At 67.6% G+C, this 19,577-nt stretch carries 17 protein-coding genes; 9 read left to right on the top strand and 8 right to left on the bottom strand.

The genetic code is table 11. The features are described from left to right. Positions 1-91: 91 nt before the first annotated feature. Positions 92-3,097 (top strand): BTAD domain-containing putative transcriptional regulator, encoded by a 3,006-nt coding sequence (locus DSM112329_RS21355; protein ID WP_354698578.1) that lies wholly within the window; start codon positions 92-94, stop codon positions 3,095-3,097. Positions 3,098-3,100: 3 nt separating this feature from the next. Here the strand turns inward: DSM112329_RS21355 and DSM112329_RS21350 are convergent, their stop codons facing one another. Both DSM112329_RS21350 and DSM112329_RS21345 read right to left on the bottom strand, forming a co-directional pair. Next, a complete protein-coding gene (locus tag DSM112329_RS21350; RefSeq protein WP_354698577.1) occupies positions 3,101-3,841 on the bottom strand; it encodes a hypothetical protein in 741 nt (246 codons plus the stop codon). Positions 3,842-4,042: 201 nt separating this feature from the next. Beyond that, positions 4,043-4,522, bottom strand: a complete 480-nt coding sequence (locus DSM112329_RS21345) for a hypothetical protein (protein WP_354698576.1) — start codon at positions 4,520-4,522, stop codon at positions 4,043-4,045. A 172-nt stretch (positions 4,523-4,694) separates the two neighbouring features. Between DSM112329_RS21345 and DSM112329_RS21340 the strand changes: the two genes are divergently transcribed. Next, positions 4,695-6,245: an AMP-binding protein gene (locus DSM112329_RS21340; RefSeq protein WP_354698575.1), complete on the top strand. Its 1,551-nt coding sequence runs from the start codon at positions 4,695-4,697 to the stop codon at positions 6,243-6,245. Here the strand turns inward: DSM112329_RS21340 and DSM112329_RS21335 are convergent. The 4 genes from DSM112329_RS21335 to DSM112329_RS21320 all read right to left on the bottom strand — a co-directional run bounded on the left by DSM112329_RS21335 (position 6,242) and on the right by DSM112329_RS21320 (position 10,287). After that, complete coding sequence (locus tag DSM112329_RS21335) at positions 6,242-7,120, bottom strand: SDR family NAD(P)-dependent oxidoreductase (RefSeq protein WP_354698574.1); 879 nt, start codon at positions 7,118-7,120, stop codon at positions 6,242-6,244. The genes DSM112329_RS21340 and DSM112329_RS21335 overlap by 4 nt on opposite strands. Then, positions 7,117-8,178 (bottom strand): LLM class flavin-dependent oxidoreductase, encoded by a 1,062-nt coding sequence (locus DSM112329_RS21330; RefSeq protein WP_354698573.1) that lies wholly within the window; start codon positions 8,176-8,178, stop codon positions 7,117-7,119. Before DSM112329_RS21330 ends, DSM112329_RS21335 begins: the two co-directional genes overlap by 4 nt. A 60-nt stretch (positions 8,179-8,238) precedes the next feature. Beyond that, positions 8,239-9,051, bottom strand: a complete 813-nt coding sequence (locus DSM112329_RS21325; RefSeq protein ID WP_354698572.1) for an enoyl-CoA hydratase-related protein — start codon at positions 9,049-9,051, stop codon at positions 8,239-8,241. Positions 9,052-9,120: 69 nt separating this feature from the next. Beyond that, positions 9,121-10,287: an acyl-CoA dehydrogenase family protein gene (locus tag DSM112329_RS21320; protein ID WP_354698571.1), complete on the bottom strand. Its 1,167-nt coding sequence runs from the start codon at positions 10,285-10,287 to the stop codon at positions 9,121-9,123. A gap of 51 nt (positions 10,288-10,338) precedes the next feature. Between DSM112329_RS21320 and DSM112329_RS21315 the strand changes: the two genes are divergently transcribed. Together DSM112329_RS21315 and DSM112329_RS21310 are read left to right on the top strand one after the other, a co-directional pair. Continuing rightward, positions 10,339-11,484, top strand: coding sequence for an acyl-CoA dehydrogenase family protein (locus tag DSM112329_RS21315; RefSeq protein ID WP_354698570.1), 1,146 nt, complete (start codon positions 10,339-10,341; stop codon positions 11,482-11,484). Positions 11,485-11,592: 108 nt separating this feature from the next. Further along, positions 11,593-13,086: a carotenoid oxygenase family protein gene (locus DSM112329_RS21310; RefSeq protein ID WP_354698569.1), complete on the top strand. Its 1,494-nt coding sequence runs from the start codon at positions 11,593-11,595 to the stop codon at positions 13,084-13,086. Here the strand turns inward: DSM112329_RS21310 and DSM112329_RS21305 are convergent. After that, positions 13,083-13,664 (bottom strand): TetR/AcrR family transcriptional regulator, encoded by a 582-nt coding sequence (locus DSM112329_RS21305; RefSeq protein ID WP_354698568.1) that lies wholly within the window; start codon positions 13,662-13,664, stop codon positions 13,083-13,085. The two genes, DSM112329_RS21310 and DSM112329_RS21305, sit on opposite strands and share 4 nt — an antisense overlap. A gap of 68 nt (positions 13,665-13,732) precedes the next feature. Beyond that, positions 13,733-14,224: a PaaI family thioesterase gene (locus tag DSM112329_RS21300; RefSeq protein ID WP_354698567.1), complete on the bottom strand. Its 492-nt coding sequence runs from the start codon at positions 14,222-14,224 to the stop codon at positions 13,733-13,735. Positions 14,225-14,434: 210 nt separating this feature from the next. Here DSM112329_RS21300 and DSM112329_RS21295 point away from each other — a divergent pair, with 210 nt between their 5' ends. The 5 genes from DSM112329_RS21295 (at position 14,435) to DSM112329_RS21275 (ending at position 19,566) form a co-directional block, all read left to right on the top strand. Continuing rightward, positions 14,435-15,670 (top strand): cytochrome P450, encoded by a 1,236-nt coding sequence (locus DSM112329_RS21295; RefSeq protein ID WP_354698566.1) that lies wholly within the window; start codon positions 14,435-14,437, stop codon positions 15,668-15,670. A gap of 44 nt (positions 15,671-15,714) precedes the next feature. Then, positions 15,715-15,909, top strand: a complete 195-nt coding sequence (locus DSM112329_RS21290; RefSeq protein WP_354698565.1) for a ferredoxin — start codon at positions 15,715-15,717, stop codon at positions 15,907-15,909. A gap of 8 nt (positions 15,910-15,917) precedes the next feature. Continuing rightward, positions 15,918-17,096: an FAD/NAD(P)-binding oxidoreductase gene (locus tag DSM112329_RS21285; RefSeq protein ID WP_354698564.1), complete on the top strand. Its 1,179-nt coding sequence runs from the start codon at positions 15,918-15,920 to the stop codon at positions 17,094-17,096. Positions 17,097-17,195: 99 nt separating this feature from the next. Continuing rightward, entirely contained in the window at positions 17,196-18,332 is a 1,137-nt protein-coding gene (locus DSM112329_RS21280) for an acyl-CoA dehydrogenase family protein (RefSeq protein ID WP_354698563.1), read from the top strand. A gap of 34 nt (positions 18,333-18,366) precedes the next feature. Next, positions 18,367-19,566, top strand: a complete 1,200-nt coding sequence (locus DSM112329_RS21275; RefSeq protein WP_354702515.1) for a thiolase family protein — start codon at positions 18,367-18,369, stop codon at positions 19,564-19,566. Positions 19,567-19,577 lie beyond the last annotated feature (11 nt).

The raw sequence follows: 19,577 nt of genomic DNA, 5'->3' as shown, positions 1-19,577 counted from the left end.
GCGGTCGTGAACGGCGACGAAACGGCCGGCGGCGCGCCCCTGCCGTACCTGCACTTCGGCCACGCGCGACGCAGTAGTGTCAGCCGCGGCGATGGGCGATCTCTCCGTCATTCAAGGCAAGATCCGGATCCCGTCGATCGCTGATCGTTTCGTCCCTCGGCCGCGACTTGACGCGCTCGTCTCCCGCTCGGTCGCTGAGGAGCGCGTGGTTGTCGTGTCGGCGAGCGCGGGGGCCGGCAAGACGACGGCGGTCGTGGCCGGTCTTCGTGAGCTGGCGCGACCAATTGCGTGGCTGACGCTCGACAAGACAGACACGGCGCCCGGTCGTCTCGTCACGTACCTCGAGGCGGCGCTGGTCCGCCAGCTGCCCGAACTCGAGGGCATCAGCGCGCGTGCGCTCGCCGCATTAGTGCCGCACGCCGAGACTGCCGGGTTACTCGCCGACTCGATCGGCGACGCCCCACTGGTGCTGGTCCTTGACGGACTGGAGCGTCTCGGCGACCGCGTCGAGGCGTGGGACGTTGTCGAGGCCGTCATCCGCCACGCGCCGCCGGCGCTGCGGGTCGTCCTCATCAGCCGGCGCGAGATCCCGACGCACCTGTGCGAGCTCCCGGGACCAGGAGATGTCGCACACATCGGCGACGAAGGCCTTCTTTTCACCGAGGATGAGGCGGCAGCGGTCCTCGAGCGCCTGGGTCGGAGCGAGGTGTCGCCGCAGGACGCTGTCACGTCCACCGGTGGTTGGGTCACCGGCGTCCTGTTCGAAGCATGGCGCTCGGACGAGCACGTCTCCGGTGCCGGCGGCGAGGCGGATCCGCTCAATGGATATCTCTCATCTCACATTCTCCGGGGACTCGGCCAGGAGGATCGTGACTTCCTCGTGCGCACGTCGATCCTCGATGAGGTGACCGTCCGGCGGGCCGCTGCGCTGGGACTCGCCCGTCCCGGTGAACGGCTGGCTGCGCTGCGGGCTGCTCATCTTCCGGTCAGCTGGGAGCTAGACGGCGGGATGCGTTGCCACCCGCGCGTCCGTGAGTACCTCCTGGAGCGTCTTGACCTCGCGGACGAAGCCGAGGTCAGGACGCTTCGGCTGGCGTACGCGAACATGCTTGCGTCTGAGGGTCATGCGGAGGATGCGGCTGAGGAGTTGCTGCGGATCGGCGCGCTCGCTGAGGCGGTGCCGATGGCCGAGCGCGCGATCGTCGGAGTGATCGAGCGACTCGATCATGCGATTGCCGAGCGGTGGCTCGCGGCGCTGGTCGACGTCGCGCCGGCGAGCGCACCCCGTCTCACGACTGCCGAGCTGATGCTCGCGCTGGCGAAAGACGACGTTCGTCGCGCCGTCCGCATCGCCGACCAACTCCAGGAGCTCGGCGAGCGCGAGCCGCTCGCCCGAGCGTCGCCGACTGCCGCCGCGCTGATCACATGGGCGTACCTTCACGTCGGGCGGATCGCTGACAGTCAGAGCGTCCTAGCGGTCGCTGACCAAGATGACCCGCTCGTGCGGGTGGCGCGTTCTGTCTCACGCGCCGCCGCCGGGGTCGAGCCCGACGCCCCGGCTCCGCAGAGGACCGGGGGACCGATCGACGCGCTCGCGCTCATAGCGGCGTACCTGTTTGGTCAGCTCCAGGAGCTGGCCGAGCCGGCCGAGTCGGAATGGGCGGATGCGGTCGGGCGTCCCTGGCGCGCCGCGGCCCTGCGCGCGCTCGGTCGTACAGATGAGGCCCTCGAGCTCTACGAGCGCGGTCCACGAGCAGGCCTCGGCTTCGACGTCTTTGTCGGGCCGGAGGTCCTCCTCGATGCCGGACGGATCGACGAGGCTAGGGAAGCGGCCCGCCGCGGGTGGGTACTGGCCGACGCCAACGGGTCTTACGCGCTTCAAGTGCTCAACGTCGAGTGCCAGGTGAAGATCGCGCTACGCGTCGATCGTGACACCGCGGCGGCTCGGGCGGCCCTTGGGCTCGGGATCACCGCCGACGCCGCTGAGCAGTTCATCTGGGTGTCCGATGTCTGGAACATGTGGCACGGATTCGCATGCCTGCTCGACGGCGAGGACGCCGAGGCGCTGCAGCGTCTGCGGCTCGCGGTGAACGGCATGACAAACGCCGACCGCATACTCGAACTCGCGACGGCGGCGGTGTACCTCGCCGAGGCCGAGTGGCGAGCAGGAAACGACGCTGCGGCCGATGAAGCCGCCGATGTCGCGCTCGACGCCGCTCGGAGGCAGGGCTCGCGGCACCTTCTGCTCCAGGCGATCCGCGACTTCCCGGCCGTGCTCTCGCGGCGGATGGATGCAGAACCCGCGACCGACTCGGCGTGGCACGCGATCGGACGGGCGCTCACCGCGCAACGCGCCGGAACCTCGGGCCAGACCTTCGAGGTCCTTCACCTGCGTGATTTCGGTCCGCCGGCCCTGATGGTCGACGCAGAGCCGCGCCGCCCGCGTATCGCCAAGAGCCTCGAGCTCCTCGCCTACCTCGTCGCACACCGAGGCGAGGTGATCCCGCGCCCGATGTTGATCGACCTGCTCTTCGAGGGACGCGACGACGAGTCCACCCGGGCCTACCTGAGACAGGCGATCCGACAGCTGAAGCTCGTGCTCCCCGAAGGGAGTGGGCTGACGGTCGGCGACGGCACCATCATGCTCGAAGTCGGCGCACCGCTGTCGAGCGACGCAAGTCGTTTCGGTGCATCTGTTTCGGCGGCCGCCCTGTTGGTGGGTTCCGCTCGCCTGAAGGCGACGACCGATGCGCTCGTGCTCTACGACCGGGGTGAGTATCTCGAGGGCCTCACCTCGTCATGGGTCGACGCGGAGCGGCGCACGCTGCGAGCGCTCGCCGGCACCGCGCGGTACGAAGCTGCGCAGATCGCCTATGACGAAGGGGACTATGCGGGCGCCACGGACCTCATCGAGCGCGCGCTGGAAAACGACCCCACCCGAGAAGAGGCCTGGCGGCTGCGGATGCGCATCGCCGGCGCAGTCGGAGACGAACACGGTGTAATCGCGGCGTTCAGGAGGTGCGAGGCTGCACTCTCCGAGCTGCCCACGACCCCAGCTCGAACGACCTTGCAACTGCTGGAAACGCTCCGACGGTGAGTGCTATGCGATGTCGACCCACCCACTCGTGGCTTCCGGGCGGGTCCCCTGGCGCCGGCTGGCGTCGGGGAGAGCCGCGCCGCAGCGTGCGAGCAGCATGAATCCCGCAGGCAAGAGCACGCCGGTCTGTAGGAGCGTGCTGAACATCTGTATCGCGGCCGGCAGGGCCCGTCCGCTTGCACCCGTCGAACTTCCGGCGCCGGCCGTCAGTTCGGCCCGACGGACGTCAGCTTCGGTCGGACACCCGATCACCTCGTCGCCGTCGAGACCGATGACCGTGGCAGTGCCGTCGGCCAGGTAGGCCCCTCGCGGCAGCGGGTCGTCCGGGGGTGGGCGCAGAACTTCGAGGCACGCACGCACACAGCTGACGTTCTCCAGAAGCTCAGGTGCGCTACCTGTGACCTCGCGGCGAAGAACGAAGCCCAAGCACGGGACCGTGACCGCACCATGCGTGAAGGTCCCGTCAGTCTGGTGCTCCCGGAACATCGCGTCGGTGAGCCAGGTCAAGCGGGTGGTGCCCTCGGGGCACACTGAGGACCGTGCCCCGATGACAGTCTCTCCGCGCCGGACTCGGTACGCCAGCGACGCGGCGTCGATCGCGGCGACGTCCGCGTCCGTGAGCTCCGGATAGAGCTCGAGCGTCGGCGTCGGCCGATTCTCGTCAGTAGCGCGGTAGAGGAGCTCTGCGATCCTGCGGTGTTCGCGAGGAGTCAGCGCTGCACCGTCCGCAGCGCCCGCGATCACGGCTCCTGCCGGTCGCTCTCCTACTCGGCGCGTCAGCAGGTCGAGCGCCGAACCATCTCTGGGGTCTGGGACGCTCCACACGGTCGAGCCCGACCTTCTGCCACCCGCGTGAACGGCGGCGAAACCAGCGCGGTCGATCGACACATCCGGGTCCTGCGACTCCGCCCGCCTTGACGCATGGCGTCCTGTCGCCTGATCGCGCTACGCCACCGCCGCGTGCGCGAGCGGCGACGCGAACGTCTCGGCGCACCAGCGCTCGCCGGCCACCGTCAGGCGGATCGTGAAGCGCAGCCCAGGCTGCAGGCCACGCCCCTCGACGGCGTCGTCCAGGGTGACGTACCGGCGTGAGTCAGGCAGCGACTCGCTCGACACCCAGATGAGGCCGGCTCTGGACAGGGTTTCGAGGTACCCGGCGACCGCGGTCGGCTCGGGACACCCCGCCTCCCTGCCGACAATCGTGAGGCCAGGCGCGACATCGGCCGAATCGGCCCCGCCGTACGAGACAGCAGGCTGCGCTCCGCAGCGAAACAGCAGCTGAAGGATCCGAAGCTCCTCATTGGCAAGCGTCTGCGGCGGACTCGCGATCTCGGAGTCCGCGCGCGAGAGATGGCTGAACGGGCAATGCTCAGCGAAATCGAACCATTCGAGCGACGGACGAACGGCGATAAGCGGAAAGGACATCAACGGGCTCCTGTCGGGGACGCAGTACTGGACGGCTCTGTCGCAATCCAAACCGAGCCACCGAAACGGCGCGTGAGCAGCTGACTCGGTTCGTCCGGCGCTATCCATGTGATCGGGCACGCGCGATGAGCACAATCGGTTAACGTACGTTCAGTTCGGCTACGATACGACCATGCGCGTCGGCGACTTCCTAACGCTCGCCGAACGCCAGTACGGCGACCGAGCGGCGGTCGTCTACGAGGGCGCCAGCCTGACCTACGCCGAACTGCAACACCGGTCGCGCGCCCTCGCTCAGGGGCTCCTCGAGCTGGCTGACCCCGGGGACCGCGTGGCGATTCTCGCCAACAACTGCCCGGAGTACGTCGAAGCGGTGTTCGGGGTCCCAACGGCTCGCCAGATGCTGACGTTCGTCAACCCGCGGCTTGCGGCCTCCGAGATCCTCCATGTGCTCGAGCACTCAGGGGCACGGGTCGTGATCGTCGAACCGCCGCTGCTCGGCCTTGTGTCCGAGATCCGCGAGCGGCTGCCGGCACTCGAACACGTCGTGGTCCTCGGCGGGGTCGCGCCGGAGCGCACCGTCGCCTACGAGACGGTCGTCGCGGCCGGCGAGCAGGCTACAGCCGACGTCTCGGGAGCGAGCTCGGACGAGGTGGCGTGGCTCATTTACACGTCCGGCACCACGGGCCGCCCGAAGGGGGCGATGCTCACCCACCAGAACCTCTTCGCCTCAGTAGCCAACACGCTGATGTCGGTCCAGCCCGAGCGGCACGCCACCCACCTCATGCCATTCCCGATGGCACACGTGACTGCGCACCTCTGCCTCGCCTGGGCTGCCAAGGGCATCACACTCGTGCTCCAGCCGAGCTTCGATCCGGAGTCGTTCGTCCGAGCGATCGAGGAGTACGGTGCGGCCGGATCGCCGATTGCGCCCGTGATGCTGAGTTTGATCCTTCAACGCCCCGAGCTGGAGCGTTACGACGTGAGCTCGATGCGCAAGCTCTTCTACGGGTCCTCGGCGATCGCCCCGGACCTCCTGCGCCGCTCGATGGCCAGGTTCGCCAATGCCGACTTCTACCAGTCGTTCGGCATGACCGAGCTCGCCGGGACGGCTGGATGGCTCGATCCCGAGCAGCACCGGCTGGGCGCGGGCGGCCAGCCCGGCCTCTTGTCGGCCATCGGTCGTCCCGCTCCGCTGGCAGCGTTCCGGGTGGTCGACGACGATCTCCACGACGTCGCGCCCGGCGCGGTCGGTGAACTCGCCATCCGCGGGGACCAGGTGACCGCCGGATACTGGCGCGACGACGCGGCAACGCAAGCCGCCATCGTGGACGGGTGGCTCCGCACCGGCGACCTCGCCACGGTCGACGCCGACGGGATCTACGCGATCGTCGACCGGAAGAAGGACATGATTCTCACGGGCGGGGAGAACGTCTACAGCCGCGAGGTCGAGGACGCTCTCGCAGACCTTCCCGGGCTCGCAGAGGTCGCGGTCATCGGCCTGCCCGACCCGGTGTGGGGCGAGAACGTCTGCGCCGTGATCGTCCCGCTGCGTGATGCGACGATCACCGCTGAGGGCGTGATCGCGCACTGCCGCTCTCGCCTGGCGTCGTACAAGAAGCCGAAGTCCGTCCATGTCGTCCCCGCCCTGCCGCGCAACGCCACCGGAAAGGTCCTCAAGCACCGGCTACGACAGGACCTCTCTTCGGCTGATCGCCTGAGCTAGGCGCGCACACCCAAGAGGTCGAGGACCGCCGTGCCCAGCGCATCCGGATTGAGGGTCGCAAGGTCGCCTTCTTCGAGCGCGCTGCCGATGTCCTCCGGGGTCCACGCCGCTTCGCGGCAGACCTGCCGCAGCACCGCAGGGTGTGACCAGACCGAGAGCTGACGGCCGTCGAACGACAGCACCTGGCCGGTGATCCCGCTCGCGGCCGGCGAGCCGAGAAAGGCCACGATCGGGGCGACGTCCTTCGGCGCCCCGAAGAGCGGCGCGAGCGCATCAGCACGATCGCCGGCGATCGCGAACAGGGGCTCGACCATCTCGGTGCGCGCGATTGGGGACAGCGCATTCACCCGGATGTCGTGGCGACGAAGCTCGAGCGACAGGGCCCGGGTCAGCCCAAGTACCCCACCCTTCGCGGCGGCGTAGTTGCTCTGTCCGAGGTGGCCGTACAGCGCCGTGCCGGACGTGATGTTGACGATCGATCCGCCGGCGCCTCGCATGGATCGACTGGCGGCCCGCGAGGTGAGCCACGCGCCCCGGAGATGGACTGCGATGACCTCGTCGAACTGGGCCGCCGTCATCTTGCCGAGCATGGCGTCGTGTGCCATCCCGGCATTGTTGACGAGGAGGTCGATCCCGCCCCACTCGACGCGGCACGCTTCGACGAGTTGCTCGGCGGCGCCCTCGTCGGCCACGGAGCCCGGAATCGAGAGTCCGCCGATCTCGCTTGCCACGAGCTCGCAGCGCTCGGCGTTCGTGCCGTTCACGACGACGTGTGCGCCGCGTGCGGCGAGATCGCGCGCGATGGCCTCTCCGAGCCCGCGGGTCGAGCCGGTGACGACGGCGCGCAGGCCCGTGACGTCAACCAGGGCAGTCACGACGAGGCCGCCGCGCCTGTCGTGTGCTCTGCGGCGACGACGCCGCCGAACGCATCGAGGATGTTCGCGAACGCATCGAGGCTCTCGTCGGCCCGGATCGGCGGGACGTAGGGCGTGTGGAGGATCACGTGCGGCAGGACCCCGCGATACTGATCGAGCTGTTGCCGGGCCTCCTCGGGAGTCCCGCTGATGCTGAACAGCTCGACGAGCTTCTCCGACGTCTTCTCCAGCCCGGCCAGGCCCTCGGTCATGAGGTTGTGCCGAACCGCATTCTGCTCATCGGTGACGCCGTGGAGCGCACAGACGACGTCGCTGACCGGGTGGGTGACGTAGAAGCCGACGTTGATGCGTGCCAGCCGCATCGCGGCCTCGCGGTCGGGCGAAACGCTGCAGATGACATCAGCGGCGATGTCGATGTCGGAGAGGCTGCGCCCGGCCCGGGCGGCCCCGACCGCGATCGGCTCGACGACGCGCTCCTCGATGAACTTCGGCGTCGCGAGGTAGCCCAGCCAGCCTTCCGCGGTCTCGCCGGCGAGCTCCATCATCTTCGGCCGCATCGCGGCAAGATAGACCGGAATCCTTTCGCGGCCGGCGGGCCGGACGCCCCAGGGGTTGATCGGCGGCGGCGCGAAGCGGTAGAACGTGCCCTCGAACGTGTCGGCCGCTCCCGTCTGCAGGTACTCCCAAGACAGGCGCAGGACGTGGAGGTACTCCCGCATGCGGGCGAGCGGCTTCGTCCCGTCGGTGGAATGGAACGCCTCGAGGAACTCCGGCACACCGGTACCGATGCCAAGCAGCATGCGGCCTTCCGAGAGTTCGTCGACGTCTGCGGCGGCGTTGGCGGCCTCGAACGGACTGCGGCTGAAGGCGGCCGCGAGGCCGGTCCCAAGCTGGATACGGGACGTCGTGGTGGCTGCAGTGCACAGCATCGTGAACGGGTTGCGGTAGACCTCGTAGTCCCACACCGAATCGAAGCCCGCGGCGTCGGCGTGGGAGGCGAGTTCGGCGACCTGCTCGAACTTGATCGTCCTGGACGGAATGGTGATGCCGATACGCATTGCGATCTCCTCGACTGATGACTCGGATGGTGGTTCTCGGCGCTTGAGCCCGCTGGTCGGCTACGCCGACACGCTGCGTGCCGCAAAGCGTGGCTTGCGCTTCTCGACGAACGCATCGCGGGCCTCGGCAAAGTCCGGCCCGGTTTGCACGCGCCCCTGCGTGTCCGCCTCGGCCTCGAGGTGCGAGACGAGGTCACGATCGAGCCCGTCGAGAAGTGCGTTCTTCGTCGCGCCGAGGCTCGACGAGAGTGCCGCGAGTTCGCGAGCCAGATCAACGGCACCGTCAAGGGCTCCGCCGTCGGGAGTCACCTCGGTGACGAGGCCCCACTCCCGCGCCTCGCGTGCGAACAGGTCACGACCCCTCATGGAGATATCGAGCGCACGGGCATGCCCGACGAGTCGCGGAAGCAGCCAGGTGGCGCCCGAGTCCGGGATCAGGCCGATCTTGACGAACGACAGCTGGAAGCGCGACGACTCCGCTGCTACCCGGAAGTCGCACGCGAAGGCGAGAGAGGCCCCCGCGCCGGCTGCGACACCGTTGACTGCAGCTACCAGTGGGATGTCAAGCCGCATCATGGTCAGCACGAGCGGGTTGTAGTGATCACGCAGGAGTTTGTCGGCTCCGCCGACCGCACCTTGGAGATCCGCCCCCGAGCTGAAGGCCCTACCTGCCCCGGTGAGCACGACGGCTCGGACCTCCGGTGTCGCCTCGAGGCGAACGAGCGCCTCTTGCAGCCGTTCGCAGATCGTCACGTTGAGGGCGTTGAGCCGCGCGGGTCGATTGAGCGTGAGCACACCGACACCGTCCCGCACCTCTTCGAGCAACTCGTCCGCTCCGGCGTCGACAGAGGCAGGCTGGGAGGCGTTCGTCATGACGCCAAAACTCTACATGAACGATCGCTAACCAATGTGAGCGAGGTGGTTTCAGTGAGCATCGTTAACTCAACGCGTCTGAGGGAAGCGGCGGCCGGGGAAGAGGCCCGCGGCAATACCGTTGCGAAGGACTGCTGGGGCACCGCCCGCGACCACATTCGAGATCGCGTCGCGGTGGATGCGCTGGATCGGGGCGTCGAGCGTCACTCCGACACCGCCGTGCAGCTCCATGGACTTGAGCGTGATCTGCGGGCCGACGGTCGCGCCGAAGAGCTTCGCCATCGTGACCATGTGGAGGTCGGGATACTTCCCGTCCTTCGCCGTGGCGGCAGCTTGGGTGGCGAGCAGGCGGAGCGCCTCGATCTGCGTCCACATGTTGGCGAGGTCGTGGTAGACGGCTTGAAACTCCACCAAGGGACGATCGAAGGCCTCGCGCTGCTGCACATGCTTCGCGGCCTCATCGTAGGCCGCCAACGACGACCCGAGCCAGAACGCGCAGTTGTGCAGTCGCTCCATGTTGAACGCGCTCATGAGGCGGGCGAACTGACCGGGGCCGATGATCAGATTCTCCGCGGGGACACGCACCTCGTCGAGGAACAGGTCGCCGTGCGGAATGCCGCGATCGCCCACGAAACGAGGGCCGCGCTCGACCCGGACACCCTCCATGCGGTCCTCCAACACGAGCGCGCCGACACCCTTTGCGCCGGGAATGTCGTCAAAGCGGACGAACACTGCGTGCAGGTCGTTGACGACAGCACCGGTGACGTAGCTCTTCGAGCCGGTGACGATGTAGTCGTCACCGTCGCGCTTCGCGGTGGTGGACAGGTGGGTGAGCGCGGACCCGGCGTTCGGCTCGGTCAGTGCGATGTTGCATCCGCGACGTCCCGCGACGATGTCCGGTAGGTACTTCTCCCGCACCCCCTCATCGCCGAGCATGATCATCGACGGTCCTGGGCCAGTCGTGCAGAATAGGGGTTCACAGCAGAGCCACGTCTGCGAAGCGCGGAAGATCGCGGTCGTCGCGATGAGGTAGTCCAGCGCACTCAGGTCTTGTCCACCGAACTCCGATGGCATGGTCAGCCCGAAGAAGCCGAGCTCGCCCATCCGGTCGAAGATCTCGCGGTACGGGGCCTCGTCCGCCAGGTCCCAGGCGCCACACGCGTCGCGGAACTCCGCTCCTGCGGCGGTCGCGCGCTCCTGGAGCGCGGCTTGAGCAGGGGAGAGCGTGAAGTCCATGGTTGGCGTCACAGTACACGATCGTTAACTAAGACTGCTACGTTTCGGCACATGCGACTCGATCCTGATCAGGAAGCGTTCCGCGACGCGATCCGCGACTTCGTCCGGCGGGAGTGCGGAACACGCGAACAGCGGGAGAACTGGGTCGACGACGACGAGGAGGACCACAGCACCCCGCTGTACGACAAGCTCGCGGCGCTCGGCTGGCTCGGGGTGGCGATCCCGGAGGAGTTCGGAGGATCTGGAGGAACGTATGTCGAGCAGACGCTGCTCTTCGAAGAGCTCTACCGGGGCCTGGTTCCGATCAAGGGCTTCGGAGCCTCGACGACTGTGGCTGGGTGCTACAAGCGCTTCGGGTCCGACGAGCAGAAGCGGTCGGCGCTGGCCGACATCGCCGGCGGCACGCTGATGGCGATCAGCATCTCTGAGCCGGAGGCGGGCTCGGACGTCGCCAACATCTCGTGCGCGGCGGCCAAGGCCCAGGGTGGGTACGTCCTGAACGGACAGAAGACCTGGTGCTCATACGCTCACCGCGCCGGCCGCATCATGGTCCTCGCGCGCACGAGCCGCGAAGGCTCACGGCACCACGGACTGACGCTGTTCGAGGTGCCAGGCAACGCCGACGGCATCGAGACCCACCGCATCCCGACTCTTGGCGGCCGTGAGGTGAACGACGTCTTCTTCACCGACTGCTTCGTCCCTGAGGAAGCCGTCGTCGGCGAGGTGGGTCAGGGATTCCGCCACATCATGGCGGGGCTCGACGGGGAGCGGCTGCTCGGGGCAGCAGTGGCGACCGGCCTCGCGCAGCGCGCGCTCGACGACACGATCGCGTACGTCAAGGAACGTAGGCAGTTTGGTAAGCCGATCAGCAGCTTCCAGGTCATCCAGCACCGAATCGCGGACCTCGCAACCGAGATCGAGTGCTCACGGATGCTGACGTATGAGCTGGCTGCACGACTCGAGGACGGCAGTGGCGACCCGAAAGTGGTCGCCCGCCTCGCCTCGATGGCGAAGATCAAATCGAGCGAGACCGCGAAGAGCGTCGCCCTCGAGGGCATGCAGATGATGGGTGGCTACGGCTATGCCACCGAGTACGACATGGAGGCGCATGTGCGCCACGCGCTGGTGATGCCCATCTACGCCGGCGCCAACGAGGTTCTGCGGGAGATCATCGCGGGCTCGCTGGCTCTCCGATAGTCGAGCGGTCGTAGATAACGACCGTTCACCAAAGTTGCTAACTTCATTTTCGGCGACGCCCTCGGTTGCGAGGCGCCGCACCTACCGCGAGCATCAGGAGACACCCACATGGGCGCACCTATCCCAAACGACGCGCGGCTGAAGGGTCCCTTCAAGCCGATGCGCTTCGAGGCGACCGTCGAGGACTGCATCGTCACCGAGGGCGAGATTCCGAAGGATCTTTGTGGCGGCTTCTACCGCAACGGACCCACATGGCGTAGGCCGACGAAGCAGGGGACGAACGGCATCCTCACACAGGACGGAATGATCCAGGGTCTCGTGTTCGAGAACGGCCGCGCCGACTTCCGCAACCGGTGGATCAGGACCCCGAAGTTCCTCGCTGAGCAGCGGCATGGATCCGGCATCTTCGAGTGGGCCGACGGCAAGTTCACCGATTGGCGCGCGATGGGATTCGGCGAGGTCAAGCGCGACGAGGCGACCGCCGGCATCCCGCACGGAACGAACAACATCAACGTCTTCCCGTTTCAGGGTCAGGTCGTAGCCTCTGGCGAACAGGGGGGACCGCCGATCGCGCTCCATCCTGAGACGCTTGAGACGACGGGGATCGTGCCTTGGTCGTCGAAGCTCTCGCGCGGAATGAGCGAGCCAACGGCCTTCGGCGACTGTGCGTTCACCGCGCACCCCAAGTGGGACCACGAGACCGGGGAGCTCTACGGCTGGGCCTACCGGGACGAGCCGCCGTACGTGACGCTCCACAACGTCCGGCCCGATGGGACCGTCAAGTCGCTCGAACTCTGGGATGCTCCGTACGAGACGGTGGCGCACGACATCTGGCTGACCGAGGAATGGATCGTCCTCCCGTTCCAGCCGTTCATCGCGTCCAAAGAGCGTGTCGAGAACGACCTCGGGATCTTCGGGTGGGATGAGTCGCTGCCGATCAAGCTCGCCCTCGTGCCGCGGAGCCTGGAGGGCGACGTGCGGTGGATTTCCGCAGATATCCCGCCGCAGTACGTGATGCACACGCTGTCGGCCAACGTGATCGACGGGAAGCTCACGCTCGACGGTCCGATCTTCGATCGCCCGCCGTTCCCCTTCGAGAGCGACTTCAAGCCGGGAGACGACATCGCGCTGTTCTTCTCGATCGCGAAGAGCTACATCGGGCGCTGGACAGTCGATCTCGAGAGCGGCAAGGTCACGACCGAGCAGCTTGGTGACCGGATCGCGGAGCTCCCGAAGGTGGACGAGCGCTTCTACGGCAAGGGGTACGAGTGGGGCTCGTTCGTCGGCGGGGACGAGAAGCGCAAGGGGATGTCCATGAAGAGCGTCATCACCACGAACGTCCGGACCGGGTCCGAGCAGGTCTACCGGATCCGCGATGACCAGCCGCTCGCCGTCATGGAACCGACGTTCGCTCCGAGGAAGCCGGACGCGCCTGAAGGGGACGGATGGCTGATCGTGCCGGTGTCCAAGTGGCGTGAGGGCACGGGCGAATACCTGATCTTCGACACGGACGACATCACCGTCGGTCCCGTCGCTCGCGTCGAGATTCCGTTTCGCCTCGGGTGGACGCCGCACGGTTGCTGGATGGACTTCCGCAACTAGGCGCCCGGCTTGGTGCGAGCCTGCGCCGGCTCCCGCGAGAGCCCGCGCAGGCCGTCCAGGACCGAGCGTAAGAGCAGACCCACCGGGTCGGCACGTCGCGCTGCCGGAGGCCAGGTGGCGATGGAGTTGAGCATCCCGAGGGCGGCGAAGGTCAGCGTGAGGTGCTCATCCTCGGCATGGTGCGGCAGACAGCGCGCGATCGTCGTGCTCCAGCGCTGGATGTATGCGCGCTGGCGCCGGTACACGTGCAGTCGTGAGGCGTCCGACAGCAGACGCCCTTCCCTGATCCAGACCCCGGCAAGGGATCCGTGGCTTACGACGAAGCTGCCGTGCCCGGCGACGAGGTGTGACAACTGGTCCCAGGCGTCTTCGAAATCCTTGTTGGTGAGGGACACCAACTGGTCGAGGGCATCGTCACAGAGGGTGGCCAGGATCTCATCTTTGCCGCTGAAGTGCCGGTAGATCGCCGGGCCCGTGACCCCGGCCTCCTTCCCGATCTCGTCGACTCCCACGCCCGCGAACCCCCGGTCGGCGAACAGCTTGGCTGCCGCCCGCAGGATCTGCACGTCGCGGCTCACCAGACGCCGGCGTGGCGCGCTGCTTGCATCCGTCCCGCCGGGGGCGGCAACGACGTCAGGCCGGGAAGTCAAGACGGGGCTCCATCGTTCTCCGCATCGGCCGTGCGCTCCCGGAGGTAACCGCCGAGCGGAACCGCCATCATGGTTCCCTGGGCTGTGTTGGTCAGGCGTCCGTCGGCGTCTTCGACGACGACGTCAACGAAGACCAGCGTGCGGCCCGTCTTCGTTGCGTGCGCGCGAACGGTCAGGGGCGGCATCGCGGGCCGCTGGAACTGTGCGTGGAAGCTGGCCGTCGCCACGACCTGGCCGGGTGAGATCACAGTCATGGTGACGGCTCCCATAGCCTGATCGGCAATCGCAGCGACGACTCCGCCGTTGATCGATCCGTTCGGGTTCGGGGTCAGGGGCGACGAAGCGACGCTGTATGTCGCGCGTCCGCGGTCGATGCCGGTGCACACCATGTTGAGGTCGCGCGACATGGGCAGCGCGTTTGCCCAAGCGAGCCATTCGTCCGGTGTGCCGTCGATCGGCGACTGCCAGGGTGCCCGTTGGTCGGTCATCGTGCGCGAACATCCTCGGTAGAACAACTCAGTAAACGTCAGTTAACATGCTAGCGCGGGGGGTGGGACGGCGGCACGTCGTGCGGTCGCGGCTGCGACCGAAGAGAAATAAGTCAACGATCGTTCACGAAACCGCTACGATCGACGTCAACGACCTTAGATCGCCCCGCGACAGTGGGTGATCTCACGTAAACGGAGAGTGAACGCCGCATGGCCACCAAGATGTCGCAGGCCGAGCTCGGAGTCTTCAACCCGGAGACCTACGCCAACGGCGACCCAGCGACGTTCGGGCTCCCCTTGGAGTCCTTCAAGTACCTCCGCGAGGAGGAGCCGGTCTGTCTGCACAAGTTCGACGATCCGTTGCTCGTTCCTGAGCTCTACGTGGTCAGTCGACACGAGGACATCGAGATGGTGGATCGGGACTCCGAGACGTATGCCAGCGGTCTGAACTCGGTGAACTTCTGGGCGTTCGCGCCCATCGGCGACGCTGTCGGCGCTCCCGCGATGCTCACGCAGGACGGCGAGAAGCATCGCGAGACCCGACGCATCGTCAGTCGCGCGTTCACGCCGAAGATGGTCAAGGGCCTCGAGGACAAGTTCCGCGAGTACGCCGTAGCGGTGATCGAGCCCGCGCTGGCGAAGGGGGAGCCGTTCAACTTCATCGACGACATCGCGCACCTGATGCCGATGCAGGCGCTCGGCGACGTGCTCGGGGTTCCCGAGGAGGATCGGCCGAAGTTCTTCCACTGGGTCGACCAGTTCGCTGCGCCGTTCGACACGCGCATCACCCCGTCCTTCGAGGACGTCGGGAAGGCGATCATGGAGCTCTTCGGGTACGCGCTCGATCTCGAGAAGCTGCGGAAGGCCCAGCCCGGGGACGACATCATGTCCAAGATCGCCGAGGCCGGCCTTCCTGAAGGAGAGGTCCGCGGGAACGTCGTACTCCTGGCGAGCGGCGCGGCCGAGAGCACGCGTACGTCGCTGGGCCACGGACTCCATGAGCTGATGCGCCGGCCGGACCAGATGGCCTGGCTCCGAGAGCACGCTGACGACATCCCGCTCACCGCCGCGCAGGAGATCGTCCGGATCTCGAGCCCGTTCACCCACCTCTGCCGCACGACGACGAAAGATGTCGAGCTGCACGGAGTAGAGCTGAAGGCAGGCTCCATCGTCGCGATGCTGTTCGCGGCCGGCAACTTCGACACGGATGCGTTCGACAACCCGAACGACTTCGATCTCACTCGCAGCCCGAACCCGCACCTGAGCTTCGGCCGCGGCCCGCACTCCTGCCTTGGGAAGCACGTCGCCGCCCTCGAGATCAAGATCCTGCTCGAGGAGCTCTTGCAGCGGACCAAGGACATTCGGCCCGCGGGCCCGATCAGCTACATCCGCGACGCGTACTCGCGGGGCGTGTACCAGCTCCCCGTGACCATGGAAGCCGCCTGAGCGGCTCGCCGTTCGAGACCAGCTCCCGATCCGAAGGAACAACCATGAAGATCATCCTCGACACCAACCTCTGCGAGGCGCACGGAGACTGCGTTCTCGCGGCGCCCGACATCTTCGACCTTGACGACGACGACAACGTCGCCACGATGCTGATCGCCGAACCCGGTGAGGAGTACCGGACGCAGCTGGAGGAGGCGGCCCGGATGTGCCCGGTGGCCGCCATCCGCATCGAGGACTGATCGCGACCGTGGAGCAGATCGTGATCGTCGGCGGGGGCCTCGCCGGGCACCGCGCCGCAGAGGCTCTGCGCAAGGCCGGGTTCGGCGGCGCCGTGGTGCTTGTCGGAGACGAGACCCACCGGCCGTACGACCGGCCTCCGCTGTCGAAGCAGTTGCTGGCTGGGTCGATGACCGCCGACGAGACGCTCTACCGCGTGAGCGCCGACGCGAACGTGACGTGGACGCTCGGCCAAGCCGCGGTCAGCCTTGACCGCGATCGGCAGGTCGTCCGCCTGGCCGATGGCACCGAGGTGCCCTACGACGGCCTGATGATCACGACCGGCCGCCGAGCACGATCGTGGCCGGAACTCCCAGAGCTCGAGGGCTTCCACGTTCTCCGGTCGCTCGACGACGCCGCGGGGTTCCGCGAAGCGGTGTCCAGCACCAGCCGCGTCGTGATCGTCGGTGCGGGATTCATCGGGTGCGAGGTCGCGGCCACCCTGCGTGGCCTTGGCGTCACCGAAGTCGCCGTGGTTGACATCGCGCCGTTCCCGATGCCGGTCCTGGGTGCGGAGGTCGGCAAGCGAGCAATCACGCTCCACGAGCAGAACGGCGTCCGGTTCTTCCTGTCCACCAGCGTGTCGGGCTTCGCCGGGCAAGGAGGTCGTGTCAGCGGGGTCGACCTCGCCGACGGCCGCTCGCTCCCTGCTGACGTCGTGTTGCTCGCCCTCGGATCGGCGCCCAACACCGAGTGGCTCGAGGGGTCCGGACTCGAGTTGCTCGACGGCGCTGTCCTGTGCGACGAGCACTGCGTGGCGGTCGGGACGAGCAACATCGTCGCGGCCGGAGACGTCGCCGCCTGGCCGCACCCGCAGGCCGGTCGACCGATCTGCATCGAGCACTGGGCGATCGCCCGTGACATGGCGGCGACCGCAGCGACCAACCTCCTGGCTGACCCCGGGGGGCGCGCATCCTTTGCGACCGTGCCGACGTTCTGGTCCGACCAGTACTCGGTGAAGATGAAATCGGCTGGGCTCCTGGCGGTGGCCGATCGTTTCGAGGTCGTCGAAGAGGACACCGAGAAGCCGTCGCTCGTGGTCGAGGCGTTCCGTGGGCAGGAGCTCATCGGCGCGATCGTGTTCAACAAGAACAAGGCGATCATCGGCTACCAGCGCGCGCTTGCGGGGCAGCTCGCCGGCGCGCGCTAGATCGCGGGCGCGCCAACGCTCGTGAACTCGCACACTCGCCGTCCCGGCGGCCTATGGCGGGTCATCAATAGTTAACGTGCGTTATCATTTACTCAGCCTATGCGTCGCACCGTCTACACGCCAGAGCACGAGGCTTTCCGGGTCTCGGTGCGCCGCTTCTTCGAAACCGAGGTCGTTCCGGAGTACCTGAGCTGGGAAGCGACCGGCACACCGCCGCGATGGTTCTGGAAGCGCTGCGGTGAGCTCGGAATCCTCGGCATCGGCGTGCCCGATGCGTACGGTGGTAAGCCCGGCGCGACGTTCAAGCACAGCGCGATCGTGACCGAGGAGGCGCAGCGCCTCGGCCTGACCCTCGGAGGGCTCCGCGTACAGACCGACATCTGCATGCCGTATTTCCTCGAGTACGGGACCGCCGAGCAGCACGAGGCGTGGTTGCCGCGTCTGACCAGCGGCGACGCTGTGTGCGCGCTGGCGATGTCCGAGCCTGCGGCCGGGAGCGACATGAAGGCGATGGCGACCAGGGCACGTCGAGACGGCGACTACTACGTCGTCGATGGCGGCAAGACCTTCATCACCAACGGCCTGAGCGCGGATCTCGTCGTCCTCGCCGTGAAGACCGACCCCGAGGCGGGGCGTCGCGGGATCAGCCTGCTCGTCGTCGAGGCCGCCAGCGACGGCTTCGAGCGTGGCCGGAAGCTGGAGAAGATCGGCCTCCGCACGCAAGACCTCTCAGAGCTCTTCTTCACCGACATGGTCGTCCCCGCTTCAAGTCGGCTGGGCGACGAGGGCCGGGGGTTCGAGTACATGACCAACAACCTCGCGCAGGAGCGTCTGTCGATCGCCCTGAACGCTCAAGCAGCAGCGGTAGCGGCGCTTGATCAGACCGTGGCTGCCGTGCAGCGGAGGACGCAGGACGAAGGCGCCCCGGATCAGGCGACGAAGTTCGCGCTCGCCGGCTGCCACGCTGATGTCGCTGCAGGCCAGGCTCTCGCCGACCGCGCGCTCGACGCTCACGAACAGCGCGACCTCGATCCTGCGGACGCCGCGGCCGTCAAGCTCTTCTGCACCGAGCTGCAGGGCACGGTCGCCGACCGTTGCCTGCAGGTGCTCGGGGCAGCCGCCTACAACCGCGTCGACCCCGTCGGCCGTGCCTTCGCGGACGCCCGTGTGAGCCGGATCTACGGCGGGTCCACCGAAATCATGAAGGTCATCGTCGCCAAGGCGATGGGCCTCTAACCGACGGATGCCTGAGGAGGCACCCCGCATGGACATGCGCACCGCAGTAATCGTCGACGCTGCACGCTCCCCGATGGCGAAGGGGAAGGCCCCGAAGGACGACCGTCCTGGTGGCGCCCTCTCCGGCGTCCATCCAGCCGAGCTCCTCGGGCAGGTCTTCACGCAGCTGATCGCCCGTAACGACTTCGACCCGGTCGAGGTCGACGATGTGATCATGGGCTGCGTCAGCCAGGTCGCCGAACAGGCAGGCCCGGTCGGGCGTTGGGCGTGGCTCGGGGCAGGCCTTCCAGACACCGTCCCCTCCACCACGGTCGACCGCCGTTGTGGCTCGGCTCAGCAGGCCGTCGATTTCGCTGCGATGGGCATCATGACCGGCGTCTACGACATTGTCGTCGCCGGCGGCGTGGAGTCGATGAGCCGTGTCCCGATGTTCACCGCACGCATGGGCAAGGACCCCGCCGGGCCGAAGGTGGCCGAGAGGTACGCACCTGGCCTCGTCCCGCAGGGCATCTCCTCCGAGCTCATCGCCCGCGACTGGGGGCTCTCGAGGCACGACCTCGACGTCTTCGCGGCGCGCTCGCAGCAGCAGGCCGCGGCGACGGACCTCTCGGCGGAGATCGTCCCGATCACCGTCGACGGCAACGGCTCCGGTCCGCGTGTGGTCGACACCGACGAGACGATCCGCCCGAACACGTCCGTCGAGACGCTCGCCGGGCTTAAGTCCGCGTTCGACGCGCCCGAGTACCGCGAGCGATTCCCGGACCTCGGATGGAGCACGACAGCAGGCAACTCGTCGCAGCTCGCGGACGGCGCCGCCGCCCTGCTCATCATGAGCGAGGAGAAGGCTGCCGCTCTCGGCCTGCGACCGCGCGCTCGGATCCACGCCATGTCCGTGGCCTCGGCCGACCCGATCCTGATGCTCACCGGACCGATCCCGGCGACCGAGAAGGTCCTCGCTCGGACCGGTATGAGCGTCGAGGACTTCGACCACATCGAGGTCAACGAGGCGTTCGCCCCTGTCCCGCTGGCCTGGGCCAAGCACTTCGGCGCGGACCTCGAGAAGGTCAACCCGCGCGGCGGGGCGATCGCCCTCGGCCATCCGCTCGGCGCCTCGGGCGCCCGCCTGATGACGACGATGCTCCACGGGCTGGAGGCGACCGGCGGACGCTGGGGTCTGCAGACCATGTGCGAGGCCGGCGGCATGGCGAACGCGACGATCATCGAACGGCTCTAGGAGGCCAACAC

The organism is Paraconexibacter sp. AEG42_29, assembly GCF_040581415.1.
GTDB lineage: Bacteria > Actinomycetota > Thermoleophilia > Solirubrobacterales > Solirubrobacteraceae > Paraconexibacter.
Note: the sequence above shows the minus strand (reverse complement) of the source record. Positions and strands in the feature narration are given on the sequence as shown.